Source organism: Anaerosacchariphilus polymeriproducens, from assembly GCF_003363435.1.
GTDB classification, from domain to species: domain Bacteria; phylum Bacillota; class Clostridia; order Lachnospirales; family Lachnospiraceae; genus Anaerosacchariphilus; species Anaerosacchariphilus polymeriproducens.
In genome coordinates, this window is record NZ_QRCT01000033.1 from 1 (window position 1) to 20,421 (window position 20,421).

Annotated in this window: 22 protein-coding genes; 7 read left to right on the forward strand and 15 right to left on the reverse strand. The window is 33.1% G+C overall.

Translation table 11 applies throughout. The features are described 5' to 3' along the window. The 3 genes from DWV06_RS10790 to DWV06_RS10800 form a co-directional block, all read right to left on the reverse strand. The coding region (locus tag DWV06_RS10790) for a hypothetical protein (RefSeq protein ID WP_205027763.1) at positions 1 to 480 on the reverse strand (480 nt) is incomplete at its 3' end. A 154-nt stretch (positions 481 to 634) separates the two neighbouring features. Continuing rightward, positions 635 to 1,009, reverse strand: coding sequence for a hypothetical protein (locus tag DWV06_RS10795; protein ID WP_115482201.1), 375 nt, complete (start codon positions 1,007 to 1,009; stop codon positions 635 to 637). A 22-nt stretch (positions 1,010 to 1,031) separates the two neighbouring features. Next, positions 1,032 to 1,286, reverse strand: a complete 255-nt coding sequence (locus tag DWV06_RS10800) for a hypothetical protein (RefSeq protein WP_115482202.1) — start codon at positions 1,284 to 1,286, stop codon at positions 1,032 to 1,034. 177 nt (positions 1,287 to 1,463) lie between these two features. On the opposite strand from DWV06_RS10800, the gene DWV06_RS10805 reads away from it, so the two are divergent. Next, a complete protein-coding gene (locus tag DWV06_RS10805; protein WP_115482203.1) occupies positions 1,464 to 1,694 on the forward strand; it encodes a hypothetical protein in 231 nt (76 codons plus the stop codon). Positions 1,695 to 1,933: 239 nt separating this feature from the next. Here the strand turns inward: DWV06_RS10805 and DWV06_RS10810 are convergent, their stop codons facing one another. Continuing rightward, the gene (locus DWV06_RS10810) at positions 1,934 to 2,689 is read right to left on the reverse strand and encodes a Rha family transcriptional regulator (protein ID WP_115482204.1); all 756 of its coding nucleotides are present in this window, start codon (positions 2,687 to 2,689) and stop codon (positions 1,934 to 1,936) included. 245 nt (positions 2,690 to 2,934) lie between these two features. Then, the gene (locus DWV06_RS10815; RefSeq protein WP_115482205.1) at positions 2,935 to 3,243 is read right to left on the reverse strand and encodes a helix-turn-helix domain-containing protein; all 309 of its coding nucleotides are present in this window, start codon (positions 3,241 to 3,243) and stop codon (positions 2,935 to 2,937) included. A gap of 253 nt (positions 3,244 to 3,496) precedes the next feature. On the opposite strand from DWV06_RS10815, the gene DWV06_RS10820 reads away from it, so the two are divergent. From DWV06_RS10820 to DWV06_RS10835, 4 genes are read left to right on the forward strand one after another with little or no spacing between them, the layout of a single operon-like run. Continuing rightward, positions 3,497 to 3,808, forward strand: coding sequence for a helix-turn-helix domain-containing protein (locus DWV06_RS10820; RefSeq protein ID WP_115482206.1), 312 nt, complete (start codon positions 3,497 to 3,499; stop codon positions 3,806 to 3,808). A 3-nt stretch (positions 3,809 to 3,811) separates the two neighbouring features. Further along, positions 3,812 to 4,465, forward strand: a complete 654-nt coding sequence (locus DWV06_RS10825) for an ImmA/IrrE family metallo-endopeptidase (RefSeq protein ID WP_115482207.1) — start codon at positions 3,812 to 3,814, stop codon at positions 4,463 to 4,465. A gap of 4 nt (positions 4,466 to 4,469) precedes the next feature. Next, entirely contained in the window at positions 4,470 to 6,002 is a 1,533-nt protein-coding gene (locus DWV06_RS10830) for a recombinase family protein (protein WP_115482208.1), read from the forward strand. After that, positions 6,003 to 6,434 (forward strand): manganese catalase family protein, encoded by a 432-nt coding sequence (locus tag DWV06_RS10835; RefSeq protein WP_331463317.1) that lies wholly within the window; start codon positions 6,003 to 6,005, stop codon positions 6,432 to 6,434. 37 nt (positions 6,435 to 6,471) lie between these two features. Here DWV06_RS10835 and DWV06_RS10840 read toward each other — a convergent pair whose 3' ends face one another. From DWV06_RS10840 to DWV06_RS10870, 7 genes are all read right to left on the reverse strand, one after another. Then, positions 6,472 to 7,755, reverse strand: a complete 1,284-nt coding sequence (locus DWV06_RS10840; RefSeq protein ID WP_115482210.1) for a glycosyl hydrolase family 18 protein — start codon at positions 7,753 to 7,755, stop codon at positions 6,472 to 6,474. A gap of 61 nt (positions 7,756 to 7,816) precedes the next feature. Then, positions 7,817 to 9,475 carry a glycoside hydrolase family 13 protein gene (locus DWV06_RS10845; RefSeq protein ID WP_115482211.1) on the reverse strand — a complete coding sequence of 553 codons (1,659 nt, stop codon included), beginning with the start codon at positions 9,473 to 9,475 and terminating at the stop codon, positions 7,817 to 7,819. 18 nt (positions 9,476 to 9,493) lie between these two features. After that, positions 9,494 to 10,339: a carbohydrate ABC transporter permease gene (locus DWV06_RS10850; protein ID WP_115482212.1), complete on the reverse strand. Its 846-nt coding sequence runs from the start codon at positions 10,337 to 10,339 to the stop codon at positions 9,494 to 9,496. Continuing rightward, positions 10,336 to 11,208, reverse strand: a complete 873-nt coding sequence (locus DWV06_RS10855; protein ID WP_115482213.1) for a carbohydrate ABC transporter permease — start codon at positions 11,206 to 11,208, stop codon at positions 10,336 to 10,338. The genes DWV06_RS10850 and DWV06_RS10855 overlap by 4 nt, the downstream gene beginning before the upstream one ends. A 75-nt stretch (positions 11,209 to 11,283) precedes the next feature. After that, positions 11,284 to 12,561 (reverse strand): ABC transporter substrate-binding protein, encoded by a 1,278-nt coding sequence (locus DWV06_RS10860; RefSeq protein WP_115482214.1) that lies wholly within the window; start codon positions 12,559 to 12,561, stop codon positions 11,284 to 11,286. 162 nt (positions 12,562 to 12,723) lie between these two features. Then, entirely contained in the window at positions 12,724 to 13,746 is a 1,023-nt protein-coding gene (locus DWV06_RS10865) for a LacI family DNA-binding transcriptional regulator (RefSeq protein WP_115482215.1), read from the reverse strand. A 94-nt stretch (positions 13,747 to 13,840) separates the two neighbouring features. After that, positions 13,841 to 15,514, reverse strand: coding sequence for an alpha-glucosidase (locus tag DWV06_RS10870; protein WP_115482216.1), 1,674 nt, complete (start codon positions 15,512 to 15,514; stop codon positions 13,841 to 13,843). Positions 15,515 to 15,634: 120 nt separating this feature from the next. On the opposite strand from DWV06_RS10870, the gene DWV06_RS10875 reads away from it, so the two are divergent. Continuing rightward, on the forward strand, positions 15,635 to 16,522 hold the full coding sequence (locus DWV06_RS10875; protein ID WP_115482217.1) for an AraC family transcriptional regulator: 888 nt from the start codon (positions 15,635 to 15,637) through the stop codon (positions 16,520 to 16,522). A gap of 220 nt (positions 16,523 to 16,742) precedes the next feature. Further along, positions 16,743 to 17,216, forward strand: coding sequence for a hypothetical protein (locus tag DWV06_RS10880; protein WP_115482218.1), 474 nt, complete (start codon positions 16,743 to 16,745; stop codon positions 17,214 to 17,216). A 62-nt stretch (positions 17,217 to 17,278) separates the two neighbouring features. On the opposite strand, the gene DWV06_RS10885 is transcribed toward DWV06_RS10880, so the two are convergent. From DWV06_RS10885 to DWV06_RS10895, 3 genes are all read right to left on the reverse strand, one after another. Further along, positions 17,279 to 18,553 (reverse strand): C39 family peptidase, encoded by a 1,275-nt coding sequence (locus DWV06_RS10885; RefSeq protein WP_115482219.1) that lies wholly within the window; start codon positions 18,551 to 18,553, stop codon positions 17,279 to 17,281. Positions 18,554 to 19,213: 660 nt separating this feature from the next. Beyond that, positions 19,214 to 19,735, reverse strand: a complete 522-nt coding sequence (locus tag DWV06_RS10890) for a GNAT family N-acetyltransferase (protein ID WP_115482220.1) — start codon at positions 19,733 to 19,735, stop codon at positions 19,214 to 19,216. Next, entirely contained in the window at positions 19,722 to 20,306 is a 585-nt protein-coding gene (locus tag DWV06_RS10895) for a TetR/AcrR family transcriptional regulator (protein ID WP_162300619.1), read from the reverse strand. Before DWV06_RS10895 ends, DWV06_RS10890 begins: the two co-directional genes overlap by 14 nt. Positions 20,307 to 20,421 lie beyond the last annotated feature (115 nt).

The following is a 20,421-nucleotide window of genomic DNA, read 5'->3' on the forward strand; positions in this document are numbered from 1 at the left end:
GATTTGTGCGATTCTAGAATCTCCATCATATTTTTGCGCTAGAGCCTTAATAAAATCGTGAGCCATTTCCCATACAAGTGGGTTATTATAGTCAGGTGAGTAGCACGTTATTTTTTCATTTGTGGTTAGTAATCCGTCAATTATGTATTCCTTTATTTCAACACCTTTATCAATTAAATATTTAGGTATATCATTTTTTTCTATGCTCTTGTTGGGGAAGTCCATATAAAACGACACGATACTTTGTCTCCTGTAAGATACAATTTCATCTAAATATGCTTCTAGTAAACTCCAATCATATTGCCTTTCTCCTACAATTAAGCTACCTAATGGCATTGGTGCATATTCAAGTGAGAGTGGAAAGTCAGAATGTGAGCCTGTCCCCCTATTACCCACGAATCCTTTTAATGGATTGTCTGCTGGTGAGTCTGCATATTTAAGTGTTCTTGTTCTATTTAATTCAGCATTATAATTTACCATTTTTTTATACTCCTTTTTGTTCTGTCTTTACATTTATAGTTGTCTGTGTTAATATTTTCAGTAAGGGCATAATTGAGTTCGAAGTCATATGTCCTTACTTCTTTTTGTTTGTAACCATATAACTACGTGTTGTATGGTTACATCTGTGCGGATATTATAGGGCGCTGGTACCGCCTCCGCACAACCTGATTCTTTTATCAATAAACTTATATACTGGGATTTTAATAACTCTTATTTCTAGTAACATTCTTTCTCTCGATTCCTCCAATCTCCAATACTGTCTCATGACTCTTTTATATTGCTTCATGACTTTTTTGTACTGCTTCATGATGCTTTTGTAAGACCTTCCATGTTTTACGACGTTTTTATATCTCTTTACATTTCTCTTGTATTTCCCTACCTCCTTCTTATATTTTTTTGATTCTTTTTCATACCTAAGACAATATCTTGTATTCGCCTTAACTGTTAACGGTTGTATTAAAAACATAGCTGCTAATATTAAAAATGTGGTTGCAATTATCTTTTTCATTGACTCTACCTCCTGTCTTTTATCACCCTCCAATCTTTCTTTTGAGACAATCTTTTCTGTGTTTCTTTATGTAATCTTTTGGGGTGTCGTGATTTTTTTCGTATTCCTGGATAGTTGCCTTGTATCCGCATATCAATCCTGAATAGTATGAAATGCACCCCATAAAAGCCATTACAATCAAATATAGATTAGATCCTTTTATTCTTAAAATTTCAAAGACTGTTACAAACAAGAGTATTACTCCGATAGTCATTAAAATTTTGCTAAGTTTTTTCATTTTTCCACTTCCTTTCGTTATAGTAAAATAACTTTAATGCTCAAGCAGATTATTGCAATCGAATTTAATAATGTGCTTATCAATATAACCTTTGTTCTAAAATCTGTTTGTTTCATGGTTTTCACTTCTTTTCTATTATGGTATAATCTCTCTAAAACACTTTAAAAGGAGATGTATATGATCAATCTAATTACAATTGCTTTTACTACAGCAAATGCCTTATTCGCACTTGCAAGTGTTGTGTGCGCTATAATATCTGTTAAGCAAACAAGAAAACAAACAGATATTATGTTCAAGCAATTAGAGGAATCTAAAAAGCCTAATTTCCCTGTAACACAAAGGCTTGAAAGCATATCTAATGGCTTGTACAATATAAGCAACAGCATTAATGGACTAAACAATAAATGAAAAGTATCATTGCTGATATAAATGAGCCTATGGCGCATATTAGCATTATCGTGGAGCATATTCTTTGGATTTTTATGCTCCTTTCTAGTTCTTCTATTTCACGTTTTGATAACATGGTTTTCACTTCCTTTCTGTTGTTGTGTTTATTTTTTTATGTGTTTTATAGAAGTAATAAATTATTTTTCCAATGAAAACACCAATGATGATAAAAAATAAATTATTCATATCCACGTCCCTCCTTAAGCTACTCCGTATTTAATAGCCATTTCTTTAATAATTGCCGTGTAACCTTCTACAAGTTTCTTATCTTCCGCTATGACATCTAAATTACTAAGCTTGTCCCTTTTGGATTTACAAATGCCTTCTTCTGCCATCCGTCTTTTTTTATTTGTGAGCCTTATGCTAAGTGCTACCCCATATCTTTGTTCTAGCAGCTTATAACTTTCTTCCCTGATCGCTCTTATGTGTTCATATCCTCCTAAGTTGTGAGCCATTCTGTTTATTAAGTCCGTTGTCTCTTTTCTCCAATCGGTTGGGTTTAATGCTACTATGTCTTTGATTCCGTCTACCTTTGTACCGATACATTTAAGTTTCTGGTCTTGCTCGTTCATTTTCTCTTTTACCGCTTTCATTTCTTGGAGATTGAAAATAAGTATGTCTTCCATGCAAGTTGGCTTTGTGATGATTTCCTCCATTTCGTGGAATCTCTTTACATATTTTGCTGTGAATAAAATCCCTTTCTCTCCTGTGAATTTATTGGCTAAGAAGTCACAACCTAATTTTGTTACTTTGTAGCATTTGTTTGTTTTTCCAGATGTGTCCTTGTAAGTGGATTCTTGAAAATAATCACTCACCATAATTTTGTGGTTAGTCATTGTTGGAATAATCCCTTTTGCGTTTTTAGTTCCTTCTAATTTTTCCAATACTTGATAATGTTTAATTTCCATCATTTCAGCCACTTCTAAACTTGTTATTGTTTGTTCTAATTGTTTCATTTATTCATCCTTTCTGCTTGTCCACTGGTTACCGCCTAGGCGGTTTTATCTTTGTGTTTTAGTAATCCTCTTATGATGATTTTTGAGCACTCCTCGATTATCTTTTCATTTTCTTCTTTCGACACCATGTAATCATCACGAATAGTAACGTGGCACCCAGTATCGGTAGTTATTTCATATTTAATCAAATACATCAACTCCTCTTATGTATAATATGGATTTATGCTTGTAATTGTTATTTGAAATTAAGATATTACTTTTCCGTTTTTAATAAGTGATAAATAACACATGACAAGTCCTTTTTGTGTCGAATTCAACTCTTCAAATTCATTTACGAATTCAATACTTTCTCTTGATGGGATGCGATAATTATCTTTTGTGAAATACTCTATCCCTACATTAAAGTAGTTAGCGACCTGGTTTACTTTTTCTAATGACGGTTGTGTATTATTCCATCTTCTAATAGTTCCGTTTCCGAATTTCAACTGCCTTTCCAGTTCCGCGACCGATATATTTTCTTCATTGCAAAGCTGTTTAACTTTTTTTAAAAGCATAACTTACCTCCTTTCTTAAAATTAGCATATTTTCTATTGACATTTGTTAGCAAATATTCTATTATTAATTTGTTAAGGAAAAAAATAATAGCAATTAATCAAATAACAAGCGCAATATTGTGTCTGCGTATAAGCTATTTTTTAATGTTTTGGCGAGCATTTATTAGCTTATACACAGTATATTAGAATATTTGCAGTTTGTCAATACCTGATATTAGATTTTTTGCAGTTTTTGTGAATTGGAGGTTTTAATATGACACTGCTAGAAAAAGTAAAAAATTTGTGTGCGGAAAACTCAATAACTTTGGCAAAACTAGAGAAAACGCTAAATTTTGGCAATGGTACTCTGAGCAGGTGGGATGATAGCTCTCCATCTGGCGAAAAGTTATCAAAGGTTGCTGAATACTTTAATGTATCTGTTGATTTTTTATTAAACACGGAAAAGAATGTTGATTTAGATAATATTTATTTTAGTCTCGCAAAGGAGGCGCAGAAAAACGGAATTGATCCAGAGGATATAATACTAGCTATTGAAACAATAAAAAAAATCAGAGGTGAAAAATAGTAAATGCGAATACATTATACAAAAGATAGTCTCTATAAAGAGGTTGTAAGAATAAAAAGTTTTTTCAATTTATCAGAAGCCGAATACTCATTTGATTTAATAGATTTATGTGTGCAAAAAGGACTTTTAATAAAATCAATTCCATTTAAAACAAAAGGATTGAGGGGAATGGCTTGTATCGGCGAATCAAAAAGTACTGACGTTGTTTTGCTAAACAACACTAGAAATAGAGAAGAGCGAAACTTTGATTGTGGTCACGAAATCATGCACCTCTCTTTACACAGGGAAATTGGAAGTAAGAGTTTTAATTGTTTTGACAATGTTGCACCAACGCAAGACTCGTTTCTAGAGTGGCATGCTAACGAAGGTTCTGCGGAAATGTTTGTGCCTTACAAGGCTTTGCTTCCAATAATAGAAAGCAAATTAGACGAAATTAACACTGTTAATGAATTTGAACACTTTAAAGAATTTTTAAGCTTCCATTTCAAAGTTCCAGAGATTGTAATAACGTACCGATTGGAAAATTTAAGATACGAAATACACCAGTATAATAACGGAGTCAGTTTGGAAGAAATAGAATTATTATCAAACAACCAATTAAAAGAAAGGAATATAGATATAAAATCTTTAAATCAATTATTTCAAGAAAAGAGGTGATTTTATGGAAAATACTTGTATATACTTAAGAAAATCAAGGGCGGATATAGAAGCAGAAAGTCACGGAGAAGGAGAAACACTAGAAAGGCACCAGCACGCTCTATTAAGGTTGGCTAAACAAAAAGGGTTGATTGTAAGCGAAATCTATAAAGAAGTTGTATCGGGAGAAACAATAGCGTCCAGACCTAAAATGCAACAATTATTATCCGATATAGAATCTGGCACCTGGGATAATGTTCTTGTTATGGAGGTTGAGCGTCTAGCTAGAGGGGACACTATTGACCAAGGGATTGTTGCTCAAGCATTCAAGTATTCAAATACGAATATAATAACACCTGTTAAAACATTTGATCCGAACAATGAATTTGACGAGGAGTACTTTGAATTTGGGCTGTTTATGTCTCGCAGGGAATACAAAACCACAAAGCGCAGGTTGATAGCCGGGAAAATAGCTGCGGTAAATGAGGGGAAATATCCATTCAGCACTCCGCCTTACGGTTATGATATATCAAGATGCGAAGGAAAGGGATTTACTCTCTCGCCAAATAAAGACGAGTCAGAAATTGTTAAAATAATATTCGATTTATATATATCTGGAAAAGGTCCCGCATTAGTAGCAAGGCACTTAAATAATTTATCAGTTCCGACAAGAACAGGTAAGCCCTGGACTTATGCGACACTAAAGGGTATATTATCAAACCCAGTATACACTGGTAAAGTGCGCTATGGTCGGAGAAGTCGCGTTAAAAGTTTAAAAAATAGTAATATGGAAGTTTCAAGACCTATTAGTAATGAGTATACAATAGTAGATGGAATACACATTCCACTAGTCGACAACGAAACTTTTGACAAAGCACAAGATATTTTCAAACAAAAGAGTACACCTCCTGTTCAAAACAGATACATTTTAAAGAACCCGCTTGCAGGAATTCTTAAATGTTCAGAATGCGGTAGAAATATGATAAGAAGACCTCATAAAGATAGGGTTGACGGAATTATGTGTCAAGAACCTCAGTGCAAAACTGTATCATCTGATTTGTACATGGTAGAGGACGCTATCTTGGTAGCGTTAAAAAAATATTTAAAAAATGTTAAAATTAAAGATGTAGCAATAAAAAATAAATCTAATGAAGATATTGCAAAACATTCTTTAGAATTATTAAGAAAAGAACATAAAGAAGTAAAAAAGCAGTTAAATAATATATATGATTTACTAGAAAAAGGCGTATATGACACAGACACTTTTTTAAACCGGTCAGAAATCTTAAAAAGTAAAATAGCTACGACAGAAATGAAAATAAAAAACTTAGAAGAAATATCTCAAAAGGAAGAAAACAAGAAAAAAATAAATGGTAATTTCGTACCAGTATGTGAATACTTGCTCGATAATTACAATAATTTAACTACACTTGAAAAAAATGATTTACTAAAAAAAATATTCGTAAAAATAACATACAGAAAATTAAAGAAAAACAGACGCGGGCATGGTAATCAAGCAACATTCGAAATTGAGTTATTCCCTCGTTTATATTTTTAGATATATCCACTATGTACAAAGGAATTAGCTCATTTAGAAATAGTCGGAACAATGGTTCGTCAATTATTGAAAAATGCCACACCGGAACAAATTATGGAAGCAGGAGCCGCTGGATATTATACTGACCATGATAACGGCGTTTATCCTGCAAGTGCATCTGGTACACCATTCACTGCTGCTGCTTTACAAGTAAAAGGAGATCCTATCGTAGATTTAACTGAAAACTTAGCGGCAGAACAAAAAGCCAGAGGAACTTACGAACATTTATTAAATATGACTGACGATCCAGATATCATAGAACCACTTAAATTCTTAAGAGAACGTGAAGTCGTTCATTTCCAAAGATTCGGTGAAGCATTACGAATCGTTCAGGATTATCTTCAGGAACCTCATCTTTATGTTATGCCCAAACCCGAATTTATGAATCAGTAATTAATATTAGCTTGTGCATCACTGCACAAGCTATTTTCTATACTTTTTGTACACTATATTGTGAACCGACAACATTCCATAAACCAGGAAAGAAAAATCTGATCTGCCAAACACCAGCCCCTACTAAGTTGTATTCTGGTATTAGAAGCATCTTTGCATTCATACTTCTTACATCATCGAACCAAACCACATGTCTGACCCCATTATTATCTGTATAATAATAATACGGAGACTGTGCTGCTTCATCAAATAAAATGGTTACATTGTGTAATGCAGCTCTATTAATTGCCTCCTGATTACTAATTGTTTCTGCTTCTGTCTGTCCTTTAATGAATGGTAATGGCCAATCATACGCATAATTAGGAATTCCCAAAAATATTTTGCTCGGATCTATCACGGAAACACCATATTCAACTACTTTCGTTACATTATTCAAAGGTGCTGTTGCCATAGGTGGACCAAATTTATAGCCCCATTCATAAGTCATGAGAAGAACATAATCGGCAACAGCTCCAATGGCAGGATAATCATGAGACTCGTATAATAAACCAGTCATTTCACCTGAAGTCTTCGGTGCTAATGCTACAAATGTAAGGAGCCCTTCCTGTGATAATCGGTTTTGCATCTTTGTAATAAAACTTAAAAATTCTTCCCTATCTTCAGGATCTACAAACTCGAAATCAATATCTATGCCTCGATACCCTTTCTCATTTATAGTAGTCACAATATTTTCAATCAATTGATCTTCTGCAGCATCATTGATAAAAAGATTATGTGCAAGTTCACTACTAAAGTTCCCTTCTGCAGTCATTGGCGCCAAAACCATAATGGGCGCTACTGAAAACTGTTTTGCCAAGTTAAGGAATTCTTCATCCTCAGCAGGAACCAACTCACCTTCTGGTGTAAAACCATAATTAAAGATAAACAAATAGGTTAAAAATGGAAGCGTTTTTCTTAAAATAGTCCGATCCATAAAGGTATATGCATATCCATTAACTAAAATCGTATCAATCGACTCTTCTCCTTGATAAGATATAATCAGATTAATACCAGGTGTCAAGTTATTTGTAATAGCTACCATTGGATTATTTTGTAATATCTGAGTTTCTGTCACATCATATGTTTGGGCAATACTGCTCAATGTATCTCCTTCATTAATCTTGTGAACAATTTCCGGAATTCTTATAGCAAGGCTTTGTCCGACTACCAGTTTTTCGGGATTGGGCAATTCATTAACAGCAATTATCCGTTCTGGAGTTACTTGATATTGCTCAGCTATTGATAAAAGTGTTTCACCAGCTTTTACGACATGTATCTGCAATTATAGTTCTCCTTTATCACTACTTTAATCCAATATATGCAATTGCATCAAATTATAGAAACTAAGATATTATTTCTTCAAAAACAACCGCTTCATATGGTTTTAACAATTTATTCCCACTGTTATCATAATTGCTGACTAGTACTTTTGCACCTTCCGGCACAGCATCACAATTAACATGGTGCTCTGTGAAATTGCAGACTACCGTCAATTTTTGTTTATTCAAAACCCTTTCATAGGCAAATATAGAAGGATCCTCTTTGAGCAGCATATGGAATGAACCATATACGATTACATCTTTTTCATGCCTTAAACGAATTAACTCTCTATAGTAATTATATACAGATTTCTTATTATTTAATTGAATCTTTGCATTAATCTCCGTGTAATTACTATTTAAATCAATCCAAGGAGTACCTGATGTAAAACCTGCGTTGGTATTGTCATCCCATTGCATTGGTGTACGAGCATTATCTCTTCCTCTATACTTTAAAAAGTCCATCATCTTTTCAGGTGCAAGACCTCCCTGCACGACTAATTCATGATAGGAATTGATAGCTTCCAAATCCCGATATTGTTCGAGTTGATTAAAATTGGCATTCGTCATTCCCAACTCTTCTCCTTGATAAATATAAGGGGTTCCTTTCATAAAATGCAGGCATGTTCCTAACATCTTAGAGGATATTTCCCGAAATTCAGGTGAATCATTTCCAAAACGTGATACTGCCCTTGGTTGATCATGATTGCTCCAAAACAAAGAATTCCATGCAATCCCTTCTAATCCACTTTCCCATTTATCAAAGATTTCTTTCAATTCAACAAGCGGAGTAGGTTTATCATCCCATTTACCATAATCACCACCTCTTGTTTCAACATGTTCAAATTGAAATACCATATCTAATTCATTACGGTCGAATCCGGCATATTTTTTGGCTTCTTCTAATGTTACACAAGCCGCCTCACCTACTGTCATAATATCAAATTTTGATAGAACCTTCTGATTCATTTCTTTTAAATATTCATGCACTTTAGGACCGTGGGCACAAAATGGTACCAAATCACCGAAACGTCCCATAACTTCTCCATCCGGCAGCTCTGGCTCCTTAGAAATCAAACTGATCACATCCATACGGAACCCATCAACACCTCTGTCCAGCCACCAAGTCATCATATCAAAGACTTCTTCTCTTACCTTTTCATTATCCCAATTTAAATCCGGCTGTTTCTTTGAAAATATATGTAAATAATACATATTCGTTTCTTGATCATATTCCCAGGCCGGTCCCCCGAACCAAGAGCCCCAATTGTTAGGTTCTTTTCCATCTTTCGGGTCTTTCCATATATAATAATCACGATATGGATTATCTTTTGATTTTTTACTTTCCACAAACCATTTATGTTCATCTGATGTATGATTTACAACCAAATCCATAACAATTCGAATATTTCTTTTATGAGCTTCCTCCAATAACTCATCAAAATCATTCATCGTACCAAATTCCTTCATAATATCCTGATAATCGCTAATATCATAACCATTATCATCATTTGGTGATTGATAGATGGGAGATAACCAGATAATATCGATTCCCAGACGTTTTAAATAATCTAGTTTACTAATAATTCCCTGAATATCTCCAATTCCATCCCCATTGCTGTCACAAAAACTTCTTGGATAGATTTGATATACTACCGCTTCTTTCCACCATGTCTTATTCATATCTAATCTCCTTAAATTTTATTGTTTTACTGATCCTGCTACTACTCCTGACATAATCCATTTCTGACAAATGATGTAGAAAATCAATACAGGTAATAATACTAACAAGTAGGATGCAAATGCCAAATTATATTGCGTGTTAAATTGTCCTTGGAAAACATATTGCGCCAACTGCAATGTCTGATGTTTCTTATCGCTTAATAAAACCAAAGGCATTAGAAAATCATTCCACGTCCACATCGAAGAAAGAATCGCTACTGTCGCGGTCATTGGTTTTAACGTCGGAAATATAATATATCGAAATACTTGTATCGGTGATGCTCCATCAATCTTTGCTGCTTCATCCAAGGCTACTGGAATTGATTTAATGAACCCGGTATAAAGAAATGTATTCATTGGCAATCCAAACACAATATATAAAAATGTAATACCAAGAATATTGTCTAAATTAAAAACATCTGCCTGTTTTACAAGAGGTAACATCAATACATTAAAAGGAATAAACATTGCACTGATAAAATAATAATAAAGTGCATTGAAAATTTTCCGTTTCTTTCGATTCCTTTCAATCGCATAGGCTGCTGCAGAATTCGTGAATATAGTAAAAACCAGATTAACTACTGTTATAAATAATGTATTACCGAATTTTCTTGGATAATCTGTCATTTCCCATGCTTTTACAAAATTATCAAAATTCAAAGAGTTCGGAAGTGCTAATATATTGGACATTTGATCCGGAGTCTTAAGTGCAATGATTATTGCCAAATAAAGTGGACCTACAATAACTAATGCCGCAAAGAAAAATAATATTATCGTAACTATATTATTTTTCTTTTGCCTTGAAGCGTTTTTTACACCCATCATTCACCTACACGCTCCTCTCTCTTTTCCAGTACCTTTAACTGCAATACTGAAATAAATATAATAATCAAAAATAATAGAACCGCATTGGCAGACTGGTACGCAAACTGTCCTCCTGTAAATCCTTTTTTGTAAATCAATACAGAAATTGTCGTTGTTGCTGTACCAGGTCCCCCATTGGTCATTGCCATCATCTGATCAAAAGCCATTAAATAATTCTTGCCGCTTAAAACCATATTGATGGTAAAGAAAGGAGCAATCAGAGGAAATGTAATTTTAAGAAATCTTTTTAGACCTGTCGCTCCATCTAAAGAGGCCGCTTCATACAAACTAGTATCTACGGTCTGCAGACCTGCCAGATATATTAATGTATTAAAAGCAAGGCCCTGCCAAATTGTAACGATTAATACTGGAATCCATGCTGAATCTGTTCCTAACAGATTGTTACTTAATGCTTCTATACCTAAACTTGAACCAACCATCGGAATAATATTTGAAAATATATATTTGAAGATATACCCAATAATCAGTACGCCTAACATATAAGGAAGGAAATAAACTGCCTTCAGAAAATTCTTACATCTAATCTTCGCATTCAATGCACATGCCAAAATCATACTCAAGATATTAACACCAATGGTAGCTGCAAGTGCAAATTTGAAGGTAAACAGATAAGAGGATATTACGTTCTTATCTTTAAAAATATGTAAGTAATTTCTCAAATTCACAAAATTCCAATCTCCATATCCCTTCCAATCCGTAAAGCTGTAGAAAACTCCTTTTATAAAAGGATAGGTATGAAATATAAAAAAGAGTATTGCCATAGGTATCGTCATCAAATAAAAAGCTTTACTAACCTTTTCTTTCTTCATAAAGAACACTCCTACTTTCTAAACGGGGAAACTACAATGGATAGTTTCCCCGTTGATTTCTATCAAAAACATCTACTACTCTACATTTGCTGCATCATATTGTTCATCACACAATTTCAATGTTGCTGCAATATTTTCCTGCTCACTCATTCCATTCGTAAAATTCAATGCACATTCTTGTAAAATAGCTGCCAAGTCATATCCTGATGGATAGTAGTGATCCGGGAAATTTGATACTCTTCCTTCTGCAATATCCTTTTTCAAGCCTGCAACAGTCTCATTGTCCTGTTCCACACCTTTAACAGCTGAGAATGCAAATTGTTCTTCAATATACTGTTTTGCATTTTCTTGTGCCAACATAAATTCTATGAATTTCTTACCTGCTTCTTGTTGTTCCTCACTCGCTTGATTGGAAACAGCCATTAGTACATCGACACCGGATGTTACTGTATTGGAATCAGCTTTGTCCGTTGATGGGAATGCAAACATATCGATATTAATATCCTTATTTGTCTTTATGTATTCAGAAATTGCCCAGTTACCTTGAATACTCATAGCTGCATTTCCTTTTGCAAAAGCTGCGTTTCCATCATTATAAGTCGTTCCCAGGAAGCCCTCTTGAGCATAATTTAGTATTTTAAGATATTTTTCCATTACTTCTTTATGTGTATCAGCAAAAGTTGTTTCTCCTTTTTTCCTTGCATCCGTAAATCCCTTTTCAGGTATTACTGTTGCCATACTGTTCCACGCCGGCAAACCGCACCACGCATCAGCATAGGTCAACTCAAATGGTGTATATCCGGCAGCTTTCAGTTTCTCACATACCTCCATGAACTCCGTCCATGTCTTCGGAACTTTTACACCAGCTTCTTCGAAAATATCTTTGTTATAAATAACGCCTGAAGCATTCGTTGCATAAGGTATGCCATATGCTTTCTTTTCTTCATCTTTATTCACATCATATACCATTTGCAAATATGACTCTTGTACTTTTTCTGTGAAACCGCTATCACTTAAATCTAATAATACACCAGCACTTTGAAGTTCTGTATAAGTTGCATCTCCGCCCATTGCAATAATGTCCGGAATATCATTTTTTGTCAGTCTTGTCTTTAAAATAGTTCCTGCATCTGCCTGACTGGTTAAGCTAATTGAAATATCTTGATGTTCTTTCATAAATTTGTCAATTAACCCCTGTAAAGTCTTTGCACTTTCTGGCTTAGTAGAGAATATCTCTAATTGAACTTTACCATCTTTTGTTGATTTAGATTTACTTGATTGACCGCATCCTGTTACGAATCCTGCTGTCATAACGCCTGCCATTATAACTGCTATTACCTTTTTCATATTCATAACTCGTTCCTCCATTTCTATTGTTGGTGTTACGTGACACTACTTGATTCCCTTGTATCCTATCATAATTCACTGCACTATGCAATAGGTTTTGCGCAACACTAATATTTTATACAATAAAAATAGCTGGATTATGTGCACTTTACACAAAACCCAGCTGTTCTATTTTTCAATTCTACGTACACTTTCACGTACAACCAATTTTACAGGTAAGCGAATATCCTTTTCTTCACAATTTTCATTCCGAATCGCTTTCACCAGAAGTTCTACAGCTTTATAACCTTTCTCTGATACAGACTGTTGTACTGTCGTCAATTTAGGTCTGCATAATTCAGAAAAAATATTATTATCAAATCCTACGACCGATATATCTCTTGGCACTTTAACCCCCATCAGGGCAAAAGAATTAATTGCATCATTTGCCAAAAAGTCGGAAGCAAAAAATAATGCCGTATATTGACTTAACCGCTCCTGACAAAATTCCCATAACTGTGTATGTCGATTTGATTTATTATAATATAACTCAACATAATCATTTGGTGAAAACGTAATATGATTTTCTCTTAATGCCTCTCGATAACCTTTTTGGCGTTCTGCATCTACACCAACTTCATTTGTAGCAAAAAAAGCGATTTTTTTATGGCCCAGTCGTATCAGATGTTTTGTCATGATATAACCACCTTCAAAATCATCTAAACCAACATTATAGTATTTCAATTCAGATTTGTTACTATAGGAATCAATAAAGACGATGGGAACATTCAGCTCTTCTCTTATTCCTTCCCAGGCTTCCGGTGTACTTCCATTAATGATCAACCCTTCTACATTCCAGGATCTGGCAAGCTGTAGACTTTCTTTCACACTGCCCGATGTATAAAACATCATATAATATCCCATTTCACGAATCCTTCTCTCTAATGAACCCATTAATTCTGCATAAAAAGGATCCTGAATGATGTTGATATCCGTTCTATAATCAAAATGCATGATAACTCCAATAATCTTGGAACCATAATTCGCAAGCATTCTGGCTCCCATGTTTGATACATAATTTGAGTTATCAATAACCTCCTGCACTTTTTCTAATGTTTCTTTCGACATCTTATTCGTTCTGCCATGCAGCACATTTGTTACTGTTGTAGGGCTAACACCGGCTAACTGAGCCATATCTTTTATCGTTATCATAAAAATCTCCCTGATTATAATTAGCTTTCAATAATTTCTTCTATTTTAATTGAAATTTTTACAAATTACAATCCTCTTTTGATTATAAAAAGCTTTATTTTACATCAAGAATAAGTATTTGGTAGCCTTTTAACATAACCTTACCATCATTATAATTAATTACAGGATAATTATTCATTAATAAACTTTGTATTTCCTCTGATAAAACAATTTCACGTTCTTCTTTTTGATAATTTGCCAATACCAATAAAGTTTTCTCTTCTCCCTTACGATAAAATCCAATAAAGTTTTCTTCCTCCCTAAGGAAAGGAACTTGTTTTCCATAAACTACTGCTTCCTTATATTTGGGATCTTTCCTTAATTGAATTAGTTTTTTGTAAAACTCTAAGACTGATTCTTCCTCATGTAATTGGGATTCTACATTAATTTCTAAGTAATTAGGATTGATCGGAAGCCACGGTGTTCCCGTTGTGAAACCACCATTTTCACTACGATTCCAATGCATAGGCGTTCTGGCATTATCACGACTGAATTTCCCAACTGCCTTCGCCGCATCACGTTCACTTAATCCTGCTTCTAATGCAACTTTATATTCACTAAGAGTACTAATATCATTCACCCATGTAATATCTTCAAATACAGTATTTGTCATACCGATTTCCTGGCCTTGATATAGGAATGGCAGACCATAAGTCATAAGTGTGATACCAGCCAGCATCTTTTTACTATAATCATTACAATCTTCTTCTTTAAGATAACGGCTGACCCCTCTCGGTTCATCATGGTTTTCTATAATATTGGCCATAAAACCTATTCCATCAGCTATTTCTTTACTTTCAAATATCGCCTCTCTATATTGATTCGGCGTAATTTGATTATGTGCAAACATTCCTTTTTGATTTTCACCTATTTGCGCTGTAGCAAAATCAAAAATAGATTCGAAACATCCTTCTTCTCCGATAAAATCTGCCAAATCCTCTTTTTTGTAATTAAATAACTCACCAATGGTAAACGCTCCATGTGGTTCAAAAGTCTCTCTTTTAAGTTCTTGCAGATAGTCATGCACCCCTACTGCATACTCCAAAGATGCGGCACAGCAGCACATTCCATCTTCTCTATCTGCCGGAAGATCTCTAAATTCAAGATCCTTCTTAATATTAATAATTGCATCGATTCTAAATCCTGCTAATCCTTTTTCTAACCACCAGTTGATCATCTTATAAATTTCATTTCTTACTACAGGATTCTCCCAGTTCAAATCCGGCTGTTCTTTTGCAAACATATGTAAATAGTACAGATCATCATGGCCCGGTATCTTATCCCATACACTTCCGCCGAAATAGGAACGCCAGTTGTTTGGTTCCTTTCCATCCTTCCCTTTTTGAATATAAAAGTATTTTCCATATTCTCCATAAGGATCTTCCATCGCTTTTTTAAACCACTCATGTTCGTTCGAACAATGATTCACTACCAGATCCATCACAATATACATATCTCGCTTTTTGGCTTCAGCAAGTAATTCATCCATCTCATCCATGGTTCCAAAAATAGGATCTATCTCATAATAATCTGAAATATCATAACCTTGATCTACAAAAGGTGATTTATAAATCGGAGACAACCAAATAATATCAATTCCCAGCTCTTTTAAATAATCTAACCTGTTAATAATACCTCTTAAATCACCGATACCATCTCCATTACTATCCTGAAAACTTTTAGGATAAATTTGATACGCTACCTTTTCATGCCACCATTTTTTCTTCATAAGAAATTCCTCCAAACTCTTCTCTTTGTTGTATTATTATGTTATTATAATTCTCAAACTACATTATTTCTTGCACATAAACAGTATTTTATTGCACAATACTGCGATTAGGAGGTTGTTATGAATACACTGGGTTCGAAGTTTGATTTATTGGAAAAAGCGAAACATGGAGATGTCTTATTCCCGCTGGTACAATATATCGGCTCGTTTCATTCGATCAATCCGTCCTTGCCTTTACATTGGCATCCTGAAATTGAATTCACCAAAGTTTTATCCGGAAAAGCTATTTACTCCATTGATTTAAATGAGCTTGATGTAGAAGAAGGAGATATTATTTTTATACAGCCTAACCTTCTTCATTCTGCAAAGATAAAAAGAAAGGAAACAATGACTTCTGAATCTTTTGTATTCCACCTTAATTTACTTGGGATTTCTTCTGCCGATGTTTGTTCCATTCGTTATTTCCTTCCCATTATGGAAGGAACAGTACGAATTCCCAATATAATAAAAAAGAGTCATCCCAGTTATACGAAACTAGAGCAACTCTTTACTAAACTTTCAAATTGTTATACCTTACACGAAAATGGTTATGAGTTAGAAATAAAAGCGATTTTATTTCAATTAATCCACCTTCTTTTTCGACAGCAGCTAACACATGACACAGTTTCAACGATTACTCATAGCGAACGCATGAAAATTATATTCCAATTCATTCACACACATTATTCGGAAGAAATCAGTATTGAAACCTTATCGGAACACTGCAATATCTCACCTTCTCATTTTATGCATTATTTTAAGGAAAAAGTAGGTCTTACCTTCAATCAGTATTTGAATAATTATCGTCTTCAACAAGCCGGATTATTGCTTCATCACAATTCGGATATTGCAGATGTTGCATATTCTTGTGGTTTTAACAATCTATCTTATTTTTATAAACGTTTTAAAAATTATTATAGTATAACACCAAGAGAGTATCTTTTATCTTTCCATAAAGCTGATAGATAAATTTCCTATATCAATTTCGGAGTCTAAGAATCAGTTTCTTTTTATTTAACTTTTTATACAATACTACGGAAAGAAAATAACCGAATATACACCAGAGTATTGTAATGATTAATATAATAATAGCTAAAAAAGAAAAATTTTTACAATAAACTATTCAATTGACTTTTCAGTTAAACTTGATATAAAATATTTTTTAGAAATAATACGAAAGGATAAACGAATGAAAAAATTTGTCGGATTTATTTTAATTACAATGTTATTATTATCAGGGTGTTCTTCTAATTATATAGCATCTATCTATGATAACAACAAAGAAATTGCAAGTTTGAATAACAGTTTTAATATTTATTCAAAAAAACAATCAATCAATGATCAACACTTTATAGGAAATGTAAAAATTGAAGGTATGGATACCATATGGTCTTATGCTGCAAAAGAAAACAGCGATATCGATATGACTTATAACCTCAGATTGGTTAGTGGGAAAGTTAAATTAGTTTTAATTTCCCCTGACAATACAATTACAACCCTTATAGAATGTACGGATCAATCTACATTAGCTGACTATGCAACAAATACTCTTCACATAAAAAAGGGAAAGAACCGTATTAAATTGGTTGCCGGGAAAAATACAGAACTAAAATTTGATATTTCAATACCGGAAGGAAAATTTTCTGAATTAGGAATAAATTAAATATAACAGGCTCATATCTCAGAGCCTGTTACTAATTTATATTTTTTTCTGTATAAAGACTTTTAATATAAACTGCCAACCCAATGCCAGGTCATACCAGTATAGTTAAAGGTTACATCTGCTGTATCCCCCCCGAATGTTGAAGTTTGAACTTGTTGATTTCCAGAATTCCATAATGTTATATATTTTTGATTTTGCTGTGAATATCCGATTAGTGTAACGGCATGTCCACTATACCTTCCATTGTAATATGAATTGGAAGCCATACCAATTGGCTTTTTATTTGATATATTGCTATTGATTTCTTCCCAGGTCGAATGATTGTTTTTTATTTTATAATTGTTTACTCCATAACTAGAAAGAGCATTCCGCATATCATTAAGAGTACCACCGATATCATAATTTATTTTCATATAATCACATACATCCTGCGCTGTTAATGTGCTATTTCCTTTAGAATAACGAACTATACTTGCTACACTAGCAGCCCAACACATACCTCTTTCTCTTCCTGTAGAATCTTGTTGATTCACTAAGCATTTATCCGTATTTAATAATTTCGAATTGCTATTATTTATCTTAAAAGGATTTGATGCATAAGCCCCTACAGCTGCATGTGGCAGATCAATCGTATTATTTTCATTATTTTGAACCACTAAACCACCGTAAACTTTTGAATTTTTTATTGCATTTTCACCAATTGCATCATCTTGAACTTTTTCTTCTGCCAGATCTGAAACCTGTAATTCTTTTCCATTTTTGTTTTTGTATTTTTGTACTTCTTCTTCATATGACATTTTATTTGTAAATGCTTTATCTTTACTTTTTAAATCAGAATCTGTAAAAAGTGCATCTTTTCCATCTTTTGTTTCAGCATATGTAGTACCATCATCGTAATATAAGATATACTCTTTATTACTATTCAAGTCATTCAATTCTTCCGATATGTCTTCTCCAATCGTTGCATTCCATTTTCCTGAAGATTTCGTAATACTTAGTATTAATTTCACCTGATCATTTTCAAGCACCGGAAAATAGAACGTATTCTTATCATCATTCGTATTTCCATAATTTGCTACTGTATAGGGCTCTCCTAGCGTTAAATCTTCAAATTTATTTATTGAAACACCATATAATTTCTCATTATCTACTACAGTCGACAATAAAGAAGGAGCAATCTCATATGCATATTTCTTTGCTTCCTCCGGAATACTATAAGACAATATTTTTAATCCTTCAGCTGTACTTTGCTCTGACGCAAAAATTGTATGGCCGGGAAAAACCATACATCCACTAACCAATAAAATCCCTAATAAAATTTTAAATCTTTTTATCATAGAATAACCTCCATAAATAAATAATTACTTAAACTAGTTACAAAATTACAAAGCATTATTAATTCAGATAAATAATATTAATACGTTCTGTTATATTACCTCCTTCCTGTTTAAATTTGCCTTTTTAAATTCTCTACTATTCTACATACCAAAACGCATTATTTTATAATCTACAACTTATATGTTTTGCGTAAAACAAATGTAACATTTATGTAATATTATGTCAACACAAACCCACTAAAACTATAAATTATTTAATATTTTTTTATCAAAAATGAGTATACAACTATAAAAGGAATTAGATTTAAGCATTGCAAATAGCTGCCTTATGATACTTTTTTTCAATTTATTCTAAACATTTTACTTATTCAATTCGAATACAATATATTACGTTTTATTTACATATTTATTTCATATTAATTAAGATAATTTTTTGTAAATATCCTTTTTACAAAACAACAAAATGTAAACTACTAATATCAGACAAATTATTTCTTAACTGCACAATAAAAAGAGTACTTGCAAATCCAACAAGTACTCTTTTTTTAATATTATTATAAAAAAATTATATCTTTTAATTTTTATATAAAGCAATCTACACCATTACGTACCGTGATAGTCAAGAAGAATTTTAAAAATTTTCGTAAAAGTTTTTGATTATTATAAAATTATTTTATAGATATCCGCTTCTTCGCCTTCATAATGAAAGCTTCTTTCATAAACTCCGCCATTTCGATTAATTGTTTTAATGGATGGTATATTAGACTTTTCAACTGCTAAATTCAGCTCTTTCATTTTACAATCTTTTGCTCGAATGATTATCTGACGAAGCATTTCTGTCGCATAGCCTTTTTTTCTTTCAGAAGGACGTACACTATATCCACAATTTCCAAAGTCCTTCAAAAAGTCATTTAAAAAATGTCTCAAATCTATAATACCAACTATTTTTTCATCTTTCTCACGTACTGCAAAATAAGTATCTGTTAAAACCCAGTTGGGATCTACGGTCAGCGGGCTTGCATTTTTTGTGACAGACTCAAGCCATTCCTCATAATTATTTATTTTGTCAAACAATTCACTGCCATATATAATCATTTCACCATATTCAAAATGTTCCTTTCGATAATTGATCGCTTTATCTTTCCATTCAATAGTTGGAGAAACTAATTTAATTGCATCCATTTTCATTAACCCCCAAATCCTGCTTAATCTGTAAAATAATATTATTTATGGTGCGTTCCTTTATTGGAATTATCCTGCTGAAAATCCTTACTCCTTGATAAACATATAATAGAAGGTCTGCAATCTGTTCCGGATTGATTTTAGGAAATTCCTTTTGCTGTATCCCATAATTTATCAGTGATACCCACTTATCCTTTGCTTTTTGGTTTATCTCCATGATAAAGTCAGTTTTGCAATAGACTGAATATTCATAGATTGCGTAACTTAGAGAAGTATTTGAATCCAGCATTTCCTTTTGCATTTTTTCTAATGCTGCATTTAAAATGTCCCTTGCCAAACATTTCTGTCTGATACCTTCTTTGATAATATCTTCATCACTTTCAGTTAAACGAATCAAAATCTCTTCAAATATTTGTTGGGTACTACTGTAATATCGATATAAACCACCTCTGCTTAGTTCACAGATTTTGCAGATATCTTGCATTGTAACAGCTGAAAAACCTTTTTCCGAAAATATTTGGTATGATTTTTTTATAATAAGTTCTTTTGTTTTCCGGCCTTTATCTCCCATACTCACACTCCTTTTTGCGACACGTGTGTCTTTTTTTAATTTTAAGACATGCATGTCGCTTTGTCAAGTGTGATTTCTTATTTATTCTTCAAACGTGTACCCCATTTTTGATAAT

Coding starts and splice junctions, on each gene's coding strand:
- DWV06_RS10875 (WP_115482217.1), top strand. CDS start 15,635: ATGAATACACTGGGTTCGAAGTTTGATTTATTGGAAAAAGCGAAACAT.
- DWV06_RS10895 (WP_162300619.1), bottom strand. CDS start 20,306: ATGGGAGATAAAGGCCGGAAAACAAAAGAACTTATTATAAAAAAATCA.
- DWV06_RS10845 (WP_115482211.1), bottom strand. CDS start 9,475: ATGAATAAGACATGGTGGAAAGAAGCGGTAGTATATCAAATCTATCCA.
- DWV06_RS10855 (WP_115482213.1), bottom strand. CDS start 11,208: ATGAAGAAAGAAAAGGTTAGTAAAGCTTTTTATTTGATGACGATACCT.
- DWV06_RS10870 (WP_115482216.1), bottom strand. CDS start 15,514: ATGAAGAAAAAATGGTGGCATGAAAAGGTAGCGTATCAAATTTATCCT.
- DWV06_RS10865 (WP_115482215.1), bottom strand. CDS start 13,746: ATGATAACGATAAAAGATATGGCTCAGTTAGCCGGTGTTAGCCCTACA.
- DWV06_RS10800 (WP_115482202.1), bottom strand. CDS start 1,286: ATGAAAAAACTTAGCAAAATTTTAATGACTATCGGAGTAATACTCTTG.
- DWV06_RS10830 (WP_115482208.1), top strand. CDS start 4,470: ATGGAAAATACTTGTATATACTTAAGAAAATCAAGGGCGGATATAGAA.
- DWV06_RS10825 (WP_115482207.1), top strand. CDS start 3,812: ATGCGAATACATTATACAAAAGATAGTCTCTATAAAGAGGTTGTAAGA.
- DWV06_RS10795 (WP_115482201.1), bottom strand. CDS start 1,009: ATGAAAAAGATAATTGCAACCACATTTTTAATATTAGCAGCTATGTTT.
- DWV06_RS10815 (WP_115482205.1), bottom strand. CDS start 3,243: ATGCTTTTAAAAAAAGTTAAACAGCTTTGCAATGAAGAAAATATATCG.
- DWV06_RS10850 (WP_115482212.1), bottom strand. CDS start 10,339: ATGATGGGTGTAAAAAACGCTTCAAGGCAAAAGAAAAATAATATAGTT.
- DWV06_RS10860 (WP_115482214.1), bottom strand. CDS start 12,561: ATGAATATGAAAAAGGTAATAGCAGTTATAATGGCAGGCGTTATGACA.
- DWV06_RS10880 (WP_115482218.1), top strand. CDS start 16,743: ATGAAAAAATTTGTCGGATTTATTTTAATTACAATGTTATTATTATCA.
- DWV06_RS10885 (WP_115482219.1), bottom strand. CDS start 18,553: ATGATAAAAAGATTTAAAATTTTATTAGGGATTTTATTGGTTAGTGGA.
- DWV06_RS10810 (WP_115482204.1), bottom strand. CDS start 2,689: ATGAAACAATTAGAACAAACAATAACAAGTTTAGAAGTGGCTGAAATG.
- DWV06_RS10890 (WP_115482220.1), bottom strand. CDS start 19,735: ATGGATGCAATTAAATTAGTTTCTCCAACTATTGAATGGAAAGATAAA.
- DWV06_RS10820 (WP_115482206.1), top strand. CDS start 3,497: ATGACACTGCTAGAAAAAGTAAAAAATTTGTGTGCGGAAAACTCAATA.
- DWV06_RS10805 (WP_115482203.1), top strand. CDS start 1,464: ATGATCAATCTAATTACAATTGCTTTTACTACAGCAAATGCCTTATTC.